Below are 19,204 nucleotides of genomic sequence, written 5' to 3'. Positions count from 1 at the left end.
TCGGGTGGTTCTGACGGCGGGGTTGTGGGCGCTCCGTCTGCTCCGGCGGGTTCCGTGGTGGGCGGTATCGCCGGAGCCCGGTCGGCTTCCTCCACCGCCTCCGTCCCGGCGGGGCCGGGACGCGGTGATGCGGACAGGGGTGCCTCGGGTGGGCCGGACGACGGTGTGCCGTGCGGACCCGGTGTGGCTTCCCCGGTCGGTGGGGGCGGTGAGGCGGGGCCCGGTGGTGGGCGGCGTTCCTCCCCCGGGCGTCGGTCGCGCCGCACGGACCGGGCTCCGGCGCCGTCCGGCGGCGGCGGTGGGGCCGATGGGGACGGGGTGGAGGACGCCCTCGCCCTGCTGGACGGACCCACCCTCCTGGATGGGGACGCACCCCTCCGGATGCGGGTGGTGTCCGGCGGCGGGGAGTGCGTCGGCGGGCTGGAGGACATGCTCGCCGCGCTGCACGGGGTTCGGCCCCCGGCGCGGGTGCGGTCGGTGCCCCGGGCGCAGCCCGACGGGGACGACGGGGACGACGGGGACGACGGGATGGAGGACGCCTTGGCGCTGCTGGGCGAGGACGGGCGGGTCCGGACCCCCGGCCTGGTGCGTTCACTGAACGGTGCCGGTGCCGGTGCCGATGCTGGTGCCGAGGGGACGGGAGACGGGGCCGACGGCGTCGAGGACGCTCTCGCGCTGCTGGACGAAGAGCTGCTGGACGACAAGGGGAAGGGGGGTGCGCGGCGGGGCGCGGGCCCCCTGTCCGAGGTCCGGGGCGCGCAGGACGGGTCCCCACCCGGCGGTGACCGCGAAGACGGTGTCGAGGATGCGCTCCTCCTGCTGAGCGCGGACGCGCGGACGCCCGCCGGAAGCGCCGCCGGAAGCGGTCCGGGAGGTCCGGGCGGCTCTCCCGCCGCCCCGGGGCGACCGGGCGGTCCCACCGGCCCGGCGGAAGGCCGCGCCGGGGCGGCCGGCGCCGTCCCGCACGGCGGCCCGGACGCGGTGCCCTGGGCGGAGGCCCGGGAGATCGCCGTACACGCGGGCCGCGGCGGACGGCCGTCGTCCGAGCGGGTCCCCCTGGCGCGGGCCCTCGGCCGGGTGCTGGGCGAACCCCTGACGGCGCTCTGCGATCTGCCGTCCTTCGACACATCCGCCATGGACGGCTGGGCGGTCGCCGGGCCCGGCCCCTGGACCGTCCGGTCCGGCGCGGTCCTCGCCGGACGCGGGGCCGTGTCACCGCTGGAGGACGGCACGGCGGTACGGATCGCCACCGGAGCGCGGATTCCGCCGGAGGCCACCGCGGTGCTCCGCAGCGAGCACGCCCGCCTCGACGGCCGTCAGCGGCTGCTGCACGCCGACCGGGGGCTCCCGCACGGGCAGGACATCCGCCCCCGTGGTCAGGAGTGCCGCTCGGGCGACCGGCTGCTGCCCGCCGCGCGACGGGTGACCCCGGCCGTGCTGGGGCTCGCCGCGGCGGCCGGATACGACGCGTTGGAGGTTGTCGCCCGGCCACGGGTCGAGGTGCTGATCCTCGGGGACGAACTGCTCGCCGACGGCCTGCCCCACGAGGGGCTGATCCGGGACGCCCTGGGGCCGATGCTGCTGCCCTGGCTGGAGGGGCTGGGCGCCGAGACGGTCGCCGTCCGGCGGATCGGCGACGACGCCGATGTGCTGCACCGTGCTGTGACGGCCTCCCCCGCCGAGCTGTTGATCACCACCGGGGGCACGGCCGCCGGACCCGTCGACCATGTCCACGCCGTCCTGCGCCGGACGGACGCCGAGACGCTGGTCGACTCCGTCGCGGTACGGCCCGGCCACCCCATGCTGCTGGCCCGCCTCGGCGGTGGCACCGGGGCCATGACCGGCGGGGCCCCCGTACGCCATCTCGTCGGACTGCCGGGGAACCCCCTCGCCGCCGTGGCCGGGCTGCTCACCCTCGCCGATCCCCTGGTGAGAGGGGTGCTGGGGATGGCACCCCGGGCACCGCACCGGGCACCCGTGGACGAGGAGGTGCCGGGCCACCCCCGGGACACCCGGCTGGTGCCCTGCGTCCAGCAGGACGGCCGACTGCTGCCCCTGCGCTACCACGGCCCCGCCATGCTGCGGGGCATCGCCGCCGCCGAAGGGCTGGCCGTGGTGGAACCCGGCGGCGCTCGCCCGGGGGACGAGCTGGAGGTGCTGCGTCTCCCCTGGGCCCCGTCCTGACCCATGGCCCCGCGCGGCCCGGGACACGCGCCCCCGGAGCCCGGCCCCCGGACCCGCAGCCCGCTCCCAGACCCGGGGCCCTGACTCCCGTTCACCCGTTGGGCTGTTTCACGTGAAACATGCGGCGTGGCGCCGTGGGCCCGGTATCCGACGGGCAGACGGCCGCCCGTCGTCCGGGCACGGCCCCTATCGTCCGGGCACGCCCCCGTCGTCCGGGCACGGCTGCCCGCCGTCGGGACGCGCCCGGACGTGTCCGGAACGAGGTCAGACCGCCGGCTGTTCCCGGCTGATGGTGATCAGCCGGTCCCCGAACTGGAGCTGTGCGCACTCCGGGTCGGTGTAGTCCAGCATCCGTTTGCGGCGGACCACGGCCACCACCAGATCCGCGCACTCCCGGGGAGAGCGGCCGACCTCACCCTGGGCGACGGGGCGTTCGGCCAGATTCAGTCCGCTGCCCCGGGTCATCAGATCCTCCAGGGTGTCGGCCACCTGGGGACTGGCCATCGAGACCCCGAGCAGCCGTCCGGCGGAGCTGGAGCTGGTGACCACGGTGTCGGCCCCGCTCTGCTTGATCAGGGGCACATTCTCGTCCTCGCGGACGGTGACCACGATGGCGGCCCGCTTGTTGAGCTGCCGGGCGGTGAGCGTGACCAGCGTCGCCGTGTCGTCCCGCTGGGGAGCGATGATCACCCGGGCGGCCCGCTGGATCTCCGCCTTCAGCAGCGACCGGGACCGGGTGGCATCGCCGAGGACGGCCACCAGTCCATCGACGCTCGCCGCGTCCACGGCCTTCTGCTGGGAGTCGACCACCACGATCTTCTCGATGGGCACCCCCTGACCGAGCAGGGTCTCGATCGCGTGCCGCCCCTTGGTGCCATAGCCGACCACGATCACATGGTCGGTCATCCGGGACCGCCAGCGGTGGACCCGTACCTGTTGGCGGGTGCGCTCGGTGAGGACTTCGAGGGTGGTGCCGACCAGGATGATCAGGAAGAGCACCCGCAGCGGCGTGATGATGAAGATATTGGTGAGCCGGGCAGCGTCGCTGACCGGGGCGATATCGCCGTAGCCGGTGGTGGAGAGGGTGACGGTGGTGTAGTAGGCCGCGTCCAGGAAGTCGACGCTGCCATCGGCGTTGTCGTTGTAGCCCGACCGGTCCAGCCAGACCAGCAGCGTGGTGACCGCGAGCACCAGCAGGGCCATGGCGAGCCGCCGCAACACCTGGACCAGGGGAGGGACGACGGCCTGCGCGGGCATGGTGATGGAGCGCCCGGCCTCGAAGTCGTCCTGGGCCTCCCGGTTCGAGCGGTACCAGAGCGAGCGCATGATCGAGAACCTGCCTGCCCTCGGGGGTTTCTTCTCGCCCCTCATCGGAAATCCCCTCTGCCCATGGTCCGGTCGGTCGAATGTGAAGAGACCATCGTCCCCGATCCGGCGCCGGAACGTGTGTGCGTCCACCGTGTTGGCGGTAGCGTCGTTCCTCCGGGGGCGGCGGGTACACCCCCGGGGTTGACGTCGAAGGAGCAGTGGAGGTCGAGTGCGCGGGCACACCGTGATCGTGGGGTTCGGTACCAAGGGACGTTCCGCGATCCAGACCCTGACCGCGACGGGGCTCAAGCGGGACCAGATCGTGATCGTCGACCCGAGCGGCAAGGTCGTGGACACCGCCGTCGCCGAGGGCTACAACGGCATCGTCGGCGACGCGACCCGCAGCGATGTACTGATCAAGGCCGAGGTGCAGCGCGCCGGGCAGATCATCATCTGCACCCAGCGGGACGACACGGCGGTGCTGGTCACCCTGACGGCGCGCCAGCTCAACAAGGAGGCGAAGATCGTCGCCTCGGTCCGGGAGGAGGAGAACGCGCCGCTGCTCCGCCAGTCCGGCGCGGACGCCGTCATCACCAGCGCCAGCGCGGCCGGGCGGCTGATGGGCCTCTCGGTGCTCAGCCCCAGTGCGGGAGCGGTGATGGAGGATCTGATCCACCAGGGCAGCGGACTCGATCTGGTGGAACGGCCGGTGATAAAGGCCGAGGTGGGGATGAATGTCCGGGAGACGGACGACCTGGTGGTCAGCGTGTTGCGCGGCCATCGGATGATCGGCTACGACGACCCCGCCGCCAGCCCGCTGCAACTGACGGACCGGGTGATCACCATCGTCCGGGTGGGGGACGGCGACCGGCGCAGAAAGGCATAGCGCCCGACCCGCTTCCCCGCACCCGTCGCACTCCCCCGCTCCCGACCCGCCTACCCGTTTCCCCGCGCCCGACCCGCCCACCCGCGCCCGGCAGCTCCGGGCGGTACCGAGGCGGTACCGGGCCCCGGGCCGGGCCCGGTACCGCCCGGAGCGGACCCGCCCGGCGGTAGCCTCGCGGCCATGCATGCGATCACGATTCCCGAACCCGGTGGTCCCGAGGCGCTGCTCTGGGCGGAGGTACCCGATCCCGTACCCGGCGAGGGCGAGGTCCTGGTCGAGGTGGCGGCGAGCGCGGTCAACCGTGCGGATCTGCTCCAGCGCCAGGGCTTCTACGATCCGCCGCCCGGCGCCTCCCCCTACCCCGGCCTGGAGTGCTCCGGCAGGATCGTCGACCTGGGGCCCGGTGTCTCCGGATGGGCCGTCGGCGACGAGGTGTGCGCGCTGCTCGCCGGTGGCGGCTACGCCCAGCGGGTCGCCGTCCCCACCGGGCAACTGCTCCCCGTGCCCACGGGCCTCGACCTGGTCACGGCGGCGGCCCTGCCCGAGGTGACCGCGACGGTCTGGTCCAACGTCTTCATGATCGCGCATCTGCGGCCGGGTGAGACGGTACTGATCCACGGCGGCGCGAGCGGCATCGGCACCATGGCCATCCAGCTCGCCAAGGCGGTGGGCGCCCGGGTCGCGGTCACGGCGGGCGGCCCCGAGAAGCTGGCGCGCTGCGCCGAGCTGGGCGCGGACATCCTGATCGACTACCGCGAGCAGGACTTCGTGGCGGAGCTGCGGGCCGCGACGGACGGCGCCGGGGCCGATGTCGTCCTCGACATCATCGGAGCGAAGTATCTGGAGCGGAACATCCGCGCCCTCGCGCTCAATGGACGGCTCGCGGTGATCGGCCTTCAGGGCGGGGTCAAGGGCGAGGTGAACCTGGGGGCGCTGCTCGCCAAGCGGGCGGCGATCACCGCGACCTCGCTGCGGAGCCGTCCGCTGGGGGAGAAGGCCGCGATCGTGGCGGCGGTGCGCGAGCATGTCTGGCCGCTGATCGAGAACGGTCGGGTCCGGCCGGTCGTGGACCGGAGTCTGCCGCTCAGGCAGGCGGCGGAGGCGCATCGGGTGCTGGAGTCCGGCGCCCAGGTCGGCAAGGTCCTGCTGATCAACGAGTGAACGGCCGAACGGATCGGCGGCCGGGCGGCTGAGTGACACGGCGGCCGACGCCGGAGCGGAGCCCGTCCGAAGGGAAGGGCCCCGCTCCGGCGCCCGCGCGTGGCTCGGGCGCCCGCAGACGACGGGCGGGCTCGGCTACAGATACGGGCCCGAACGGATCGGCCCCTGATGGGGGTTGCCGTCGTCCTCGTGGTGGGACCCTGCGGGCAGCGCGCGGCGCATCTGCTCCAACTGCGCCCGGGCGGCCATCTGCTGGGCGAACAGGGTCGTCTGGATGCCGTGGAAAAGACCTTCGAGCCACCCCACGAGCTGGGCCTGAGCGATCCTCAGCTCCGCCTCGGAGGGCACCGCCTCATCGGTGAAGGGAAGCGACAGCCGCTCCAACTCGTCCACCAGCTCGGGGGCGAGACCGTCCTCCAGCTCCTTGACGGACCCGGCGTGGATCTCCTTGAGGCGCACCCGGCTCGCCTCGTCCAGAGGAGCCGCCCTGACCTCCTCCAAGAGCTGTTTGATCATGCTGCCGATGCGCATGACCTTCGCGGGCTGCTCGACCATCTCCGTCACCGGGATCTCGCGGGACTCCTCGTCACCGCCGCCGAGCATCATCCCGTCCTGCCCCACGACAAGGACCGGGGGCTCCTGCGACCGTTCATTCGTCGGCATCTCCATGCGGCCATTGTCTCCCACCCATGTGTGCGCCCGGGCTGTGACCCTGTAACCAGGGGTGTGCCCCCGTACCGGAACGTTCGCTCCGATACGGGGGCACACCACCGCGGGCGGCTGTGATCAGGACGCCTCGCGGCGGGCCAGGGCGCCCCGGGAGCGGGTCACCAGTGCCGCCAGCAGGGCCGCGCCCAGTGGGACGGCGATCACCAGCACCCCCAGGGTCAGCCAGGGCAGCTCGATCGGCACATAGGGCTTGTCGGCGAGGTCGGCGTACCCCTCTGCGACGCTCTCCTTCCAGCCGGTCGTCTGGCTGCGCCGGTCGGCGAGGACGAGACCGATCGCGGGGACGACTCCGGTGGCCGAGCCGAGCACCACACCCATCGCGGCCACCACCCCGCACTGGAAGCCGCTGAGCGTCCTGCGCACCCTCGGCGGGGCGCCGACCGCCGCCAGCGTCTTCAGATCGGCTTCGGCGTCCGCCTGGGAGAGGCCCGTGGCGATACCGGCGGCACCGATGGTGATCAGCCCGGCGAAGACCGCCAGCGCCAGCATCATGACGTTGTTGTCGCTCTGGAACCCGCTCTCGACGAACGGGAAGTCCTCGATGCCGATACGGGCCAGCTCGGCGTCGAGCCGCTGGGTCTCCTCGCTCCGGGGAAGGCGGTCCAGGGTGTAGTAGGCGCCGTAGGGAGCCGTGGTGATCTTCGCGGCCTCGGCCGCGGCGGGCGGCACGATCGCCTGGATTCCGTACCCCTGGGCCTTGCTGTCGAGCTGGTACGCGGGGAGCTTCACCACCCTGCCGGGCGGGGTCTGGCTCTTCTCCCGCGCCTTGTTGGCGGCGGCGACATCGGTGATCAGCTGGATGCCGATGGTGTTCTTGGCGTCCAGGTACCTCCGGTCGAGCACGACGGCCTTTCCGGCGGCCAGGGCCTTCGCGGCGGCCGGATCGTCGATCTTGAGCACCTTCAACAGCGAGGCGTCACCGATCAACGTGTTGACCTCCGAGTACGTCTCTCCGCGCCGGGACGCGCACCGCCAGTCGCTGTCCACCAGCTTGCGGCGCTCCGCGGCGGTGAACGTCTCCTCAAGGCTCTCGCCGGGCCGTGCCGGGTCGGCGGCGTGGATCGGGCAGACATTGGCGGTCGGCACCAGCAGTTCGGACTCGCCGCAGCTCCCCGGGTTGTCCGCGTAGCTCCCATGGACCGAGCAGTTCGGGTTGCCGACCGCGATCCGTCGCACATCGGCCCGCAGAGCGACGGGGAAGGACTTCTCCACGGCCGCACGGGCGGCGTTCTCGTGCTGTGCGGCCCCTTCGGAGCCGAGCGTCAGGGCGGCGGTCCCGTAGGGCAGCCGGGGGTAGTACTTGGCCTCGCTCTGGGCGTCCATGCTGGCCGCGTAGGTGGCCACGGCGACCGTTCCGGCGACGGCGGCCAGGACGGCGGCCACCGCCGGGGCCGTACGGCCCCGGTTGCGGACCGCGTCCCGCAGCGCCAGCCGGGGCGAGAGCGGCAGAAAGCGTCCGATCCGGCCGAAGACTCCGACGAGCGCCGGGGTCATGGCGACCACACCCAGCTCGGCGATGGCGCTGCCGCCCGCGATCAGCAGAAAACCGTCGGACATCGTCGTACCGAAGAAGGCGGCGGCGGCGCCCAGGACGACGGCGATCAGGCCGACCGTCGGCAGGACCCGATTGCTCTTGCGGACCCCCCGGCGGCCGGTGAGGGAGGCCAGCACGGGCTGACGGGAGGCGTTGACGGCGGGGATCAGGGCCGCGGCGAGACCGGTGAGGACGGCCAGCAGCGCGATGCCGAGGAGTTCCAGGGGGCGCAGCTCCAGCGCGTCGAACCGGCTCCCGGAGTACTCCTCCAGCCAGGGCCGTGCCACGTAGGTCAGCGCGATGCCGAGCACCGTGCCCACCACGGCCGCCACGGCGCCGAGCACCAGACCCCCGGAGAGCACGATGGCGCGGATATGGCGGCGGTCACCGCCGTTGGCGCCGACCAGCCCGAGCTGTCGGCGGGAGCGGCGTGCCCCGACGGCGAAGGCCGGACCCGCGAGCAGACAGATCTCCAGCAGGGCCATGACGACCACGGTGGCCAGGACCATGAGGGCGCCCTCGTCCATGGTCTGGTAGGTCATGCCGGGCTGGTAGCCCTTCTTCTGGAAGAGCGGGACCTCGGAGTCCGGCGGCGGGTCGAGGATCACGTCACGGGACGTGACCGTCACTCCGTGCTGGTTGGCCTCCTTGACCATGTTCCACGTGAAACCGCCGTCGATCTTGACCAGATAGGAGGTGCTGGACGTGCTCGACGGAAGCTCCGCCTTCTCCAGCGCCTTGCGGAGCGGTTCGAGCAGGGCGCCCGGAAGGGCGTTGATCTGGTCGGTGTTCAGCTCGGAGGGCAGCTCGTACGAGCCGACGATCGTGTACGTGCGCTCCAGTTGGCGCACGGTGATCGTGGAACCCAGCTTCAGACCGCTGTTCTTGAGGAAGAGCCCCGTCACGGCGACCTCGTCGGGCGCGGTGGGATAGCGGCCGTCGAGCAGCGGCATGATCGGCCCGGCCATCGGGTCGGAGGACTTCAGCTCACGGACGGAGGTGCTGAGCAGGCCGTGCTTGGTGTGCACCTTCGCGGAGCCGTAGGTGTCGGTCAGGGAGGCGGCACCGGCGGGCAGCGCCTTGGTGATGTCGGCCGGACCGGTGGGCAGCTCGTCGTTCTCCCCGTACTGCTTGGCCCGGTCCGTCTCCTCGTTGTCCGGGCTCTGGAAGACGGCCTCTCCGCCGGTGTCGTAGTCCATCACCCGGGCGTCGGCGGTACCGATCTGCCGCTCCAGTTGCGCCTCGGTGGAGAGGTTGGAGCTGCGATAGGTGACGTCCGCCGCGCTCACGCCGATGATGGGCAGCGTCAGCATCGCGAGGACGAGCAGGCTGCGGCCCTTGGCGCGCCAGGCGTCGCGGCGGGCGATACGGATCGCCGCCAGCCAGGAGTGGTACCAGCTCCTCACTGCTCGGCCGCCTGTCCGGAGAGCAGCGACTCGGCGTCGCTGCGGACGGTCTGGTCGACCATGGCGCCGTCGCGGAGGAAGACCACGCGGTCGGCCCAGGCGGCGAAGCGGGGCTCATGGGTGACGAGGATGCCCGCGGCTCCGGCGTCGCAGCGGGCGCGCAGCAGGGCGAGGACGGACTCGCCGGTCTCGGAGTCCAGGGCGCCGGTCGGTTCGTCGGCGAGCACCAGTCGCCGGTCGCCCACCAGGGCGCGGGCGAGGGCCACCCGCTGCTGCTGACCACCGGACATCTCGTCCGGGAAGCGGTCGGCGAGATGGGCGAGGCCGATCTCCTCCAAGGAGGCCAGGGCCTCGACCCGGGCCTTGCGGGCGGAGATCCCGTCCAGCTCGCGGGGGAGGGAGACGTTCTCGGCCGCGGTGAGCGCGGGGATCAGGTTGTAGTCCTGGAAGACATAGCCGATGCTGCGGCGGCGCAGCGCGGCGAGCGCCTTGCGGTCGGCCGATGTGATGTCGGTGTTCTCGACCAGGACCCGGCCGGAGGTGGGCAGATCGAGTCCGCCCGCGATGGTGAGCAGGGTGGACTTGCCCGATCCCGAGGGGCCCATGACGGCGACGAGTTCACCGGGGAAGACACTGAGGTTGATACCGCGCAGCGCGTGCACCTCGGTGGCGCCCGAGCCATGGACCCGGGTCAGTTCCTGAAGTTGCAGAACAGGCTGCTGTGACTGAAGTGAACTCTGTGTCTCGGCTGTGGGCGATATGGACATGGTGTCCCCCTGTGGGTTGCGAAAGTGAGCGGTGTGCGGCTCCGGGCGGGGCGAAGCCGATGACGATCGGGTCGGGCGGTCGGGCGGTCCGTATGCCTCGTTGCCGAACGCCGGGTGGCCGTGGGGACGGCCGGTGGCGGGCCCATGGCCGGCGGGCCTGCCGTGGGGCGAGCCCTCCGGCTGTTCCCCCGACCGGTGGTCTGCGGTGTGTCGTTCCGAGCGGTGGCCGGGCGCCGGCCCGGCGGTACGGATGGCCGGGTGCCGGGCGGCCCGTGCCGGGTGGTGCGGGACGGCGGTCCGGGGCGGTCCGAGGGCAGGGCGAGGCCCCGTGCCCGGCCCCGTCCCGCCGCGCGGGTCCCGGCCCGGGACCGGTGGCCCCGGACAGGAGCCCCGCCCGGGACCGGACGGCCCGGCTCTGTCGAGTCGCCTTCGTCGAGCCGCGCTCGTCGAGTCGTACGGATCAGGACGGACGGCCGGGCCGGACAGGGGCGGCGCGGGCGTGGTGCGCCCGTGGTCCGCGGCCCCTGTCCTGGCCCGACAGCCCGCCGGAGTGCCTTCCGGGCCCCGGGTCCGCGGGCACCGTGGTCCGGGCCGCGGTCGGTCCCCCCGTGGAACCGGCCCCGGCCCGTGCGGCGCCCGGTGCCCGCCCCGGCCTCCGGTTGATCGGGACCGGCCGCGTACTACGCCGGTCGCCCGGGGCCGCCCCTGCGCCGGACGGCTCCGGCCAGGAAGCCCTTCCGGGGCTCGGGCGGCTCGTCCTGCCCCGGTGGCACGGCGGGCGGCGGGGCGTCCCGGGCCCGTTCCCCGGCCGTGGCCGAGAGCCTGATGAGCCGTGACTCGCAGTGGTCGAGCCAGCGGGCCTCGGCCTCGGTCTGGAAGATGAGCTGTTCCAGGACGAGCAGCCAGGCCACGTCGTCCCGCTCCTGCGAGTCCCCGCTCTCGACGGCCGCCAGTGCCTGGCCCTTGAGCCGGGTGTAGTCCTGCATCGCCTTCACGGTGTGCCGCCGCTGGGACTGGATGACCTCGCGGATGTCGACCCCGGGGGCCCCCACCGCCATGGCGAGCTTGATCGCCAGCTCGTCGCGCGGCGGGTTGCTGCGGTCCACGGGCCGTTCGAACCAGCTCCGCAGCTCGCTGTGGCCCGCCTCGGTGATGGCGTAGAGGGCGTGGCCGGCCTCGTCCTCGCCGCTCTGCGCGACGAGTCCGTCCCGCTCCAGCCGGTTGAGGGTCGTATAGACCTGGCCGACGTTGAGCGGCCAGGTGGCTCCCGTGCGTGCCTCGAACTCCGTTCGGAGCTGAGAGCCGTAGCGAGGGCCGTGCTCAAGAAGGGCGAGCAGCCCGTGGCGGATCGACATACTGAGTATGTATACCCGGTATGCCAAGGAACTCCAACCGTCTCCGGAGGGAACCCGGAGCGTCCGTCTCCAGGGGGAGGCCGACCGTCGTGAGAGGGATGCGCAGGGGGCGCGGAGCGGTCAGCGGCGTCTCATCCGGATGCCCAGAAAGCCGATCCCCAGCCCCATGAGAGCCATGCCGACACCGAGCGAGAGCGGCGAGACCCGATGGGGGACGGGCGCGGACGGGCCGGTCTCATGGACCTGTTGACGTGCGGCGGCGGGCGTCAGCGGGGCCCCGGACGGCAGCGGCACGGCAGCCGCGTCCCGTTCGTCCCACGCGCCCTCGCCGTCCTCCGGGACATCGTCGGAGCGAGGGGAGCCGGGCCTCTCGGGGCGGTGCTCCCGGCGCTCCCGCTCCGGTGGCTCCCGTGTGCTGGAGGCACCGTCCGGGGGCGGGCCGGAGACGGAACCGGGACGGGACTGTGACACGGACGCCGCCGCTGTCGGGGTGGCCGCGACGGTCGGATCGAGGGCGGCGGACTCCCCGGGGGAGGGCGCCTGGGCGGCCCCGCCCTCCTCGGCCGCTCCGGCGTCCGGGGGCGCCGGAGGCGCGGAGACCGGGGGGAGTCCCGGACGGGGCCGTCCCTCGCCCGCGGGGTGCCCCGCGAGGGAGGCGGAGGGTGCCGCCGGGGGCCGGTGCGCGGCCGGGGCCCCCGGATCGACCTCCACCGCGCCCGCCCGTGCGGCGGTCAGCAGCAGGAACGAGACGACCGCGATCGCGCACCGGGTGCGCAGCCCTGGAGTCACCGGGTGACCCCCTCCCGTACCGAACGACCGGACGTGCTGACGTACTGAGCCCGTGTACGGGCGTACCGGGCACAACGAGCGCGGGTGGTCGACGATCACGCGGATTCCGGCCGTACCGGGCCCTTGTGCCGTTGGGCTCAGCGTCACATGACGTGACAGATCCGGCATCTCGGGGTGTATCGATGAGCGGTGACGGCGGTACGACGGGGCAGGACGGCGTCACCCGGAGGGGCGGCCGGGAGGAGGGGTCGACGGACGGGGCGGCGGCCCCGTGTCCGGGCGCCGGAGCGGGTGTCGCGGGGGGACGCCGCCCCGGTGCCCGGCGGCGAGGGGGTCAGCCGGCCCGGCCCGTGGAGAGGTGCAGCTCGAACTCCTGGTTCTTCGGTGCCACGGCCGTCCCCTGGCTCGGGAACTGGCGGACCACGGTGTCCTTCGGCCACTGCGGGTTGTCGACCTCGATCACGGTCCAGGTCCAGCCCGCCGAGCGCAGGCATTCCTTGACGGACAGCACGTCCTTGTAGAGCAGATCGGGCGACTGCACCTTCGCCGGGTCGGTGCCGTCCTCCATGGCCCCGCTGCACCTGGCGGGGTCGATCTTCCGGTTCCGGTCCGGCGGCAGCGCCTCGCCCCCCGCTCCGGAGCTGCCCGTTCCGTTCGCGTCCTGTGCCGCTCCCGGCGCGGTGGACCGGGCGGGCCGCTCCGGCTCCGACTCAAAGTCCTCCGAGTTCAGCCATGCCTGCAACATGCCGATGAACATGGTCCCCAGCAGCACCGACGCGATCGTGACCGCGATGGTCCGCGCCCGCTTCCGCCGGGGGCTCCCGCCCCCGTTCCCGGGCCGCGGCGGGGCCGGGGAGATGGTGAACGAGGTGGCCGGCGGCGCGACCGGCTGATGCGGGTGGCCCAGTTGGTGCGGATACCCCGGCTGATGCGGATGCGTCGGCTGGTGCGGCTGATAGGCAGCAGGGGCCCCGGGGCCCTGAGGCCCCTGGGGATAGCCGTACGGCGGAGCGGGGTGGCCCGGAGGCGGGTGCCCGGGGACCGGCGACCCGTACGGGCCCGCGGGCTGCGCGTACGGCGCCACCCCCTGCGGGAACCCCGGGTGCCCCGGGTGCCCTTGACTCACCGGACCCACCGGACTCACCGGACCCATCGGATGCGCCGGGTGCACCGGATTCGCCGGGTGCACCGGAGGGAAGACGGCGGACCCCACACCCGCTCCGCCCGGCGCGGGCCCACCGGAGACGATCACCGGTGCCGTCTGCTGTCCGGCGGCGGCGACCCGTTCGCACTCCTCGCGCATGGCCGCCGCCGTCGGGAACCGTTCCGCCGGGTTCTTCCGCAGCGCCCGCGCCACCAGCGCGTCCATCGCCGGGGTGACGGAGCGGTTGATCGTGGAGGGCGCCACCGGCGCCTCCTGGACATGCGCGTACACGATCGCCAGCGGTCCGTCCGCGTCGAACGGGAGCCGTCCCGTCAACAACTGGAAGAGCATCACTCCGACGGAGTACAGATCGGAACGGGCGTCCACGCCCCGCCCCAGCGCCTGTTCGGGCGAGAGGTACTGCGGGGTGCCCACCACCATGCCGGTCTGGGTCATCGAGGCGACGCCCGACTGCATGGCCCGCGCGATGCCGAAGTCCATCACCTTGACCACGCCGCGCGGCGTCATCATCACATTGCCGGGCTTGATGTCGCGGTGGACCAGACCGACCTCGTGGCTGGTCTCCAGCGCGGCGAGGACATCCGCCGCCACCCGCAGCGCTGTGTCGGCGGGCATCGCCCCGTACCGCCGTACGTCCTCCTGGAGAACGGAGCCGAGCGGGCTGCCCCGCACGTACTCCATGACGATGTACGGCATGGGCAGGGCGCCCGGGGCGGGGGCCCGCGCGCCCTCCGGGACGACCGTGTCCTCACCGGTGTCGAAGACCGAGACGATATTGGGATGCGACAGTTTGGCAACGGCCTGGGCCTCGCGCCGGAACCGTTCGCGGAAGGACTGCTCGCGCCCCAGTTCGGTATGGAGTGTCTTGATGGCGACCTGACGGTCCAGAGCGGTGTCGTAGGCCAGATGGACGGCGGCCATGCCGCCCTCGCCGAGCAGCGCACAGAGCTGGTACCGGCCACCTGCCAGGAATCCGGCCGGATAGTGGCCCCCGGCGCCGTGCTGGCTCATACGCGCGTCCCCCTCGGCCCGTCCCTCTGACGGGGCAAGTCTGCCCGAGGGGTACCCCACGTCAAGCGGGGTGCCGCCGCCGTGACCGTACGGGGCAGTCACGTCGCGCGAGAGTCACAGGTGTGGCACGAAATACGCGTGGTCGTCCTCACAGCGCCGAGTGGGGCGGTCGTTCTCCTGCGGGGGTGTCCGAGGAAGGCTGTAGCGTGAGGCCACACGGCACCAGGACACAAGACACGACGGCGAGGACTGATGGCACCCGAACCCCCAGCCGGCAACGGCGTGCCGGACCCGGCGGAAGCATGGGGAGCGGGCGGGCTGGTCGGCGACGGCCGCTACCGCCTGACCCACCGCCTCGGGCGCGGTGGCATGGCCGAGGTGTTCGCCGCGGAGGACGTACGGCTCGGCCGCACCGTCGCGGTCAAGCTGCTCCGTGCCGACCTCGCCGAGGACCCGGTCTCGAAGGCGCGCTTCACCCGCGAGGCGCAGTCGGTCGCCGGGCTGAACCACCACGCGATCGTGGCGGTCTACGACTCCGGCGAGGACGTGGTGAACGGCCAGCCGGTGCCGTACATCGTGATGGAGCTGGTCGAGGGCCGCACGATCCGCGATCTGCTGATCAACGCCGACGCCCCGCCGCCCGAGCAGGCGCTGATCATCGTCTCCGGGGTGCTGGAGGCGCTGGCCTACTCCCATCAGCACGCCATCGTGCACCGGGACATCAAGCCCGCGAACGTCATCATCACCCACTCCGGCGCGGTGAAGGTGATGGACTTCGGCATCGCGCGCGCCCTGCACGGGGCGTCCACGACGATGACCCAGACCGGCATGGTCATGGGCACGCCGCAGTACCTCTCGCCCGAGCAGGCCCTCGGCAAGGCCGTCGACCACCGCTCGGACCTCTACGCGACCGGCTGTCTGCTGTACGAACTGCTGGCGCTGCGGCCCCCGTTCACCGGGGAGACCCCGCTGTCGGTGGTCTACCAGCACGTCCAGGACATCCCGGTGCCCCCGTCGCAGATCTCGGACGTGGTCCCGCCGGAGCTGGACGGGCTGGTGATGCGGTCGCTGGCGAAGGACCCGGACGACCGCTTCCAGAGCGCGGAGGAGATGCGCGGTCTGGTGCAGTACGCCCTCCAGATGCTCCAGCAGCAGGGCAGCCACAGCGGGAGCTGGGACACCGGCTATGTCCCGGCGCGGGAGACGGCGCCCACGACGGCGCTGGGCCACGGCGGGGTCGGCGCGACGGCCGTGCACCCGATCCACGGGGAGACCGCCCAGGGTCCGATCCTGCCGCCGATGAACCCGGACGACGGGGCGTACGAGGGCGGGCACGGCGGCGGTGGCCGCAGGCGCGGCAAGGTGTGGCTGTTCGCCGCGCTGGCGCTGGTCGCGGTCGTGACCGGGGTCGCGCTCGCGCTCAACGCGGCGGACACGGCGGACAATGACCAGAAGTCCCCGGTGAAGACCACGCAGTCGCCCGAGCGGCCGAAGGAGCCGGAGACCAAGCCGTCGCAGTCGCCGGAGCGTCCGAGCAAGTCCGTGAACACGCCCGATCAGGGCAACCAGCAGACGTGGGCGCCGAAGTATCCGACGAAGCCCCAGTCGCCGCGGCCGACGCTCTCGGAGCCGGTCCAGCCCTCGCCCACCCAGAGCGCGGGCGAGTCGAGCCAGCCGACCACACCGCAGCAGCCGTCGCCGTCGATCGACCCGCCGGAGGGCGGGGACCCGGGCGGCCCCTCGGGCGACCCGGGCGGCGGCGACCCGGGCACCGGGCAGCCGGGCGGGGGCGAGTCCGGCGGCGAGACCAATGGTGAGCCGGGCGGGGAGGAGCCGGTCGCTCCCTGAGCCACCGCCGCTCCACCGCCGTTCCCCGGGCGCACCGCCGCCTGGACGCACACGTTCCGCGGGCCCCGTGCCGGACTCCTCCGGCCGGGGCCCGTCGTGCTGTCCGGGCCCGTGCCGCCCGGCGTCCGCCTCGCCCGTCTGCCCCGGTGCCCGTGGTGCCCGTGGCGCCGGGCCCCGGGGCTCCGACCGCCCACGGCCCCGGCGGGGACCGGCCGTTCAGGCCGTGAAGGCCGCGTGCACCGCCTCGTACTCCCTCGTCCACCACACCACCAGGGCCGACACCGCTGCGAACTGCGGGTCGGCCCTGCGGTCGTGCAGCTGATAGCGCCAGCGCAGTATCCAGAAGTCGTTGAGCCGCTCCCACCAGACCCGGTGCACGGCCGCCGCCATCTCCCCGGCGTCGGCGCCCGCCGCCCGGCGGTAGGCCCGTGCGTAGGCGCGGACCTTCGGCAGCTCCAGCACCCCGGCCGGGCGCAGGAAGAAGATCGCGGCGGCCCGGACGGCCTCCTCCGCGCGGGGCTGGACGCCTAAGCGGTCCCAGTCCACGATTGCGGCCGGCTCGGTGCCCCGGTAGAGCAGATTCAGCGGGTGGAAGTCCCCGTGCACCCAGCCGCCCGCCTTGGCCGGGGGCGGTCTGCGGTCCGCGTACCGCTCCAGCAGCGCCCTGCGCTCCAGCAGCCGGTGCTCGGCGAGGGTGTCGAAGGTGTCGTGCGGCCGGGAGCCCCGGGCCAGGGCGAGCAGTTCGTCGATGAGGGCGAAGGTCTCCGTGGGGTCGGCGCTGTCGTACGGGCGGGAGTGCTGGGGGGCGTACTGACGGGTGTAGCGCCGGGGGGAGGGCGGGGCGGGCGGCCGGGAGCGGGGCCGGGGGATCGTGGGCGGCTCCGCCTGGTGCATCACCCGTTCCAGACAGGTATGGACCAGTCCGAGAAGCGACCCCAGACGGCGGGACTGGCGGCTGGAGAGCTGGGCGCCGTCGCGATGGCGCCCCTCGACCCAGGGATGGAGGGCGTAGCAGCGGTCGCCGATGACCGCGACCGTCTCCCCGTGCGCGTCCGCGACCGGCGGAGCGACGGGGACCCCGAGCGCCTGAAGGCGCTGGGTGGCGCGGTGCTGACGGGCGATGACCTCCCGATCGCCGTCGAGATGATGTTTCAGGAAGTACGCGCCACGGGTGGTGGAGAGGCGGTAGCCGCGATTGAGGAGCCCTTCGGAGACCCGCTCACAGGAGAGCGGTTCACCCGGGTCCTCGTAGCGGCGCAGCAGGGCACCAACCGGCGGCGCGGTGACAGATGAGCGCGGCACTTACCAAATGATAGATCACTCAGAGTGTCGGTTGTGCTGCTCTTCGCGATAATCCAGGGTGTGGACGGTGACGAACTGAGGTTCTATCCGCATATAGACCGGCTCGAAGCGCTCACCGTCCGCGTGCAGGGGCTCGTCGCCGAACCGCCGGAGGTCCTCCTCCGTCGGGCAGACGATCTCCGCCATGCCCGTGAACTGCACGGACCACATGTCCCGTCCGCCGGAGTGGAAGTTGTCCGCGCCGTACGCCACCACACTGCCGTTGCACGCGCGGTGATAGCCGAAGCCCCGGTGCATCCGGAGGACGACGGAGCGGTCGTCGCGCACGATGTGCCGGGCGGGGGCCACGAAGGGCATGGCGCGCATGCTGGTCGCGAGCCGGCCGTACGAGACGCCGTCGAGCAGCCGTACGCCGTGCTGCTCCAGGGGGGTCGCGGCGGTCGCGGCGGGTGCTGCGGGTGCCGGGGGCGCGCCGGGGGCCGCGGGCGGGGCGGAGGCCGCGGTCGCCACGGGGGCCGCGGGCGCGGTGGCGGGCGCGAGCGGGGCGGCGGCGCACAGTTCCTCGGTGGGCATGGGCACCACTCTCGGCCCGTCGCCGCTCCGGGTAAAGGGGCGGCAGCCCCTGGTCAGCGGGACATAAGTCCCGGTGTACCCCGGCCCCCGCCGCCTCCCGAACCCTCCCCGGCCCCTTGGCCGACCGCTGCCCCCGCTGCCCCGCGAGCCCTCGCCCCCATGGCCGACCCCGGCCGCCCGCCGGGGCACCCCGTCGCCCGTCCTGTCCGCCGGGACCTCAGTGGTGCTGGCGCTCCGCCTGCATCCGGGCCACGAACGCCGCCGCCTGCGACCGTCGCTCCATCCCCAGTTTCGAGAGCAGACTGGAGACATAGTTCTTGATCGTTTTCTCGGCGAGATGCAGTCGTTCGCCGATGGCCCGATTGGTCAGGCCCTCCCCGATCAGATCGAGGATGCGGCGCTCCTGATCGGTCAGCGCGGCCAGCTTGTCGTCGCCCTTGGGGTTGTTGCCGTCCCGCAGCCGCGCCAGTACCCGTGCCGTCGCCACCGGGTCGAGAAGCGACTTTCCGGCCGCCACCTCCCGTACCGCCGTCAGCAGCTCGTTGCCCCGGATCGCTTTGAGGACATATCCCGAGGCCCCGGCCATGATCGCGTCGAACAGCGCCTCGTCGTCGGCGAACGAGGTCAGCATCAGGCATTTGATGTTCTCGTCCCGGGAACGGATCTCCCGGCAGACCTCCACCCCGCTGCCGTCCGGCAGCCGCACGTCGAGCACCGCCACATCGGGGCGGGTGGCCGGAATCCTGACCATGGCGTCCTCGGCCGTCCCCGCCTCGCCGACGACCTCGATATCGTCCTCGACGGAAAGCAGCTCATGAACTCCGCGCCGGACCACTTCGTGATCATCCAGCAGGAATACGGTGATTTTTCCTTCTTCACGCACGAATGCAGTCTCACACACCAGCCCTTCCCGTGCCCGGGGTGGCCGAGATAGGTTGCCCGTGTCTTCGGCAACCCGCAAGGCCGTGACCAGTGCCTGACCAGTGATGTTCCCCTTTTTCTGGATTTACTTGGAAATCCAAGCAAAATCCCAGGTCAATAGGGGTTTCGCAGGAATGGTTCGTTCTGGGTAACGTGCTTTTGACAGGGCTTCGTCGGGGGCACCTGTCACGCCCGTCCCCTTCCGGACACCCACCCCGTGCGCCGGGTGAGGACGGACGAGCCTCCCCCTGCTCCGGACAACGTT

13 protein-coding genes and 1 pseudogene are annotated in these 19,204 nt (G+C 72.8%); 4 read left to right on the top strand and 10 right to left on the bottom strand.

The genetic code is table 11. The annotated features are described in order from the left end of the window. Positions 1 to 318 precede the first annotated feature (318 nt). Positions 319 to 2,184, top strand: coding sequence for a molybdopterin molybdotransferase MoeA (locus CRV15_RS13585; RefSeq protein WP_003961152.1), 1,866 nt, complete (start codon positions 319 to 321; stop codon positions 2,182 to 2,184). Positions 2,185 to 2,448: 264 nt separating this feature from the next. Here CRV15_RS13585 and CRV15_RS13580 read toward each other — a convergent pair whose 3' ends face one another. Next, positions 2,449 to 3,510, bottom strand: coding sequence for a potassium channel family protein (locus CRV15_RS13580; protein WP_003955358.1), 1,062 nt, complete (start codon positions 3,508 to 3,510; stop codon positions 2,449 to 2,451). A 211-nt stretch (positions 3,511 to 3,721) separates the two neighbouring features. Here CRV15_RS13580 and CRV15_RS13575 point away from each other — a divergent pair. Then, positions 3,722 to 4,345: pseudogene (locus CRV15_RS13575) on the top strand (potassium channel family protein); the annotation flags it as partial. A 213-nt stretch (positions 4,346 to 4,558) separates the two neighbouring features. Beyond that, positions 4,559 to 5,539 carry an NAD(P)H-quinone oxidoreductase gene (locus CRV15_RS13570; RefSeq protein ID WP_003955360.1) on the top strand — a complete coding sequence of 327 codons (981 nt, stop codon included), beginning with the start codon at positions 4,559 to 4,561 and terminating at the stop codon, positions 5,537 to 5,539. A gap of 135 nt (positions 5,540 to 5,674) precedes the next feature. Here CRV15_RS13570 and CRV15_RS13565 read toward each other — a convergent pair whose 3' ends face one another. From CRV15_RS13565 to CRV15_RS13540, 6 genes are all read right to left on the bottom strand, one after another. Then, complete coding sequence (locus CRV15_RS13565) at positions 5,675 to 6,208, bottom strand: bacterial proteasome activator family protein (protein WP_003955361.1); 534 nt, start codon at positions 6,206 to 6,208, stop codon at positions 5,675 to 5,677. A gap of 117 nt (positions 6,209 to 6,325) precedes the next feature. Further along, a complete protein-coding gene (locus CRV15_RS13560; protein ID WP_003955362.1) occupies positions 6,326 to 9,208 on the bottom strand; it encodes an ABC transporter permease in 2,883 nt (960 codons plus the stop codon). Continuing rightward, positions 9,205 to 9,975 (bottom strand): ABC transporter ATP-binding protein, encoded by a 771-nt coding sequence (locus CRV15_RS13555; RefSeq protein ID WP_003961156.1) that lies wholly within the window; start codon positions 9,973 to 9,975, stop codon positions 9,205 to 9,207. Before CRV15_RS13555 ends, CRV15_RS13560 begins: the two co-directional genes overlap by 4 nt. A 680-nt stretch (positions 9,976 to 10,655) precedes the next feature. Continuing rightward, complete coding sequence (locus CRV15_RS13550; protein WP_003955364.1) at positions 10,656 to 11,330, bottom strand: PadR family transcriptional regulator; 675 nt, start codon at positions 11,328 to 11,330, stop codon at positions 10,656 to 10,658. Between the two features lie 120 nt (positions 11,331 to 11,450). Continuing rightward, positions 11,451 to 12,119, bottom strand: a complete 669-nt coding sequence (locus CRV15_RS13545; protein ID WP_009996907.1) for a hypothetical protein — start codon at positions 12,117 to 12,119, stop codon at positions 11,451 to 11,453. A gap of 334 nt (positions 12,120 to 12,453) precedes the next feature. After that, on the bottom strand, positions 12,454 to 14,295 hold the full coding sequence (locus tag CRV15_RS13540) for a Stk1 family PASTA domain-containing Ser/Thr kinase (RefSeq protein WP_003955366.1): 1,842 nt from the start codon (positions 14,293 to 14,295) through the stop codon (positions 12,454 to 12,456). 252 nt (positions 14,296 to 14,547) lie between these two features. On the opposite strand from CRV15_RS13540, the gene CRV15_RS13535 reads away from it, so the two are divergent. Next, the gene (locus CRV15_RS13535; RefSeq protein ID WP_003955367.1) at positions 14,548 to 16,143 is read left to right on the top strand and encodes a protein kinase domain-containing protein; all 1,596 of its coding nucleotides are present in this window, start codon (positions 14,548 to 14,550) and stop codon (positions 16,141 to 16,143) included. A gap of 216 nt (positions 16,144 to 16,359) precedes the next feature. Here CRV15_RS13535 and CRV15_RS13530 read toward each other — a convergent pair whose 3' ends face one another. From CRV15_RS13530 to CRV15_RS13520, 3 genes are all read right to left on the bottom strand, one after another. Further along, the gene (locus CRV15_RS13530) at positions 16,360 to 17,445 is read right to left on the bottom strand and encodes a phosphotransferase (RefSeq protein WP_003955368.1); all 1,086 of its coding nucleotides are present in this window, start codon (positions 17,443 to 17,445) and stop codon (positions 16,360 to 16,362) included. 15 nt (positions 17,446 to 17,460) lie between these two features. Then, the gene (locus CRV15_RS13525) at positions 17,461 to 17,871 is read right to left on the bottom strand and encodes a pyridoxamine 5'-phosphate oxidase family protein (protein WP_003955369.1); all 411 of its coding nucleotides are present in this window, start codon (positions 17,869 to 17,871) and stop codon (positions 17,461 to 17,463) included. Positions 17,872 to 18,235: 364 nt separating this feature from the next. Beyond that, on the bottom strand, positions 18,236 to 18,901 hold the full coding sequence (locus CRV15_RS13520) for a response regulator (RefSeq protein WP_003955370.1): 666 nt from the start codon (positions 18,899 to 18,901) through the stop codon (positions 18,236 to 18,238). Positions 18,902 to 19,204 lie beyond the last annotated feature (303 nt).

This window comes from Streptomyces clavuligerus (assembly GCF_005519465.1).
Classification (GTDB): domain Bacteria; phylum Actinomycetota; class Actinomycetes; order Streptomycetales; family Streptomycetaceae; genus Streptomyces; species Streptomyces clavuligerus.
Note: the sequence above shows the minus strand (reverse complement) of the source record. Positions and strands in the feature narration are given on the sequence as shown.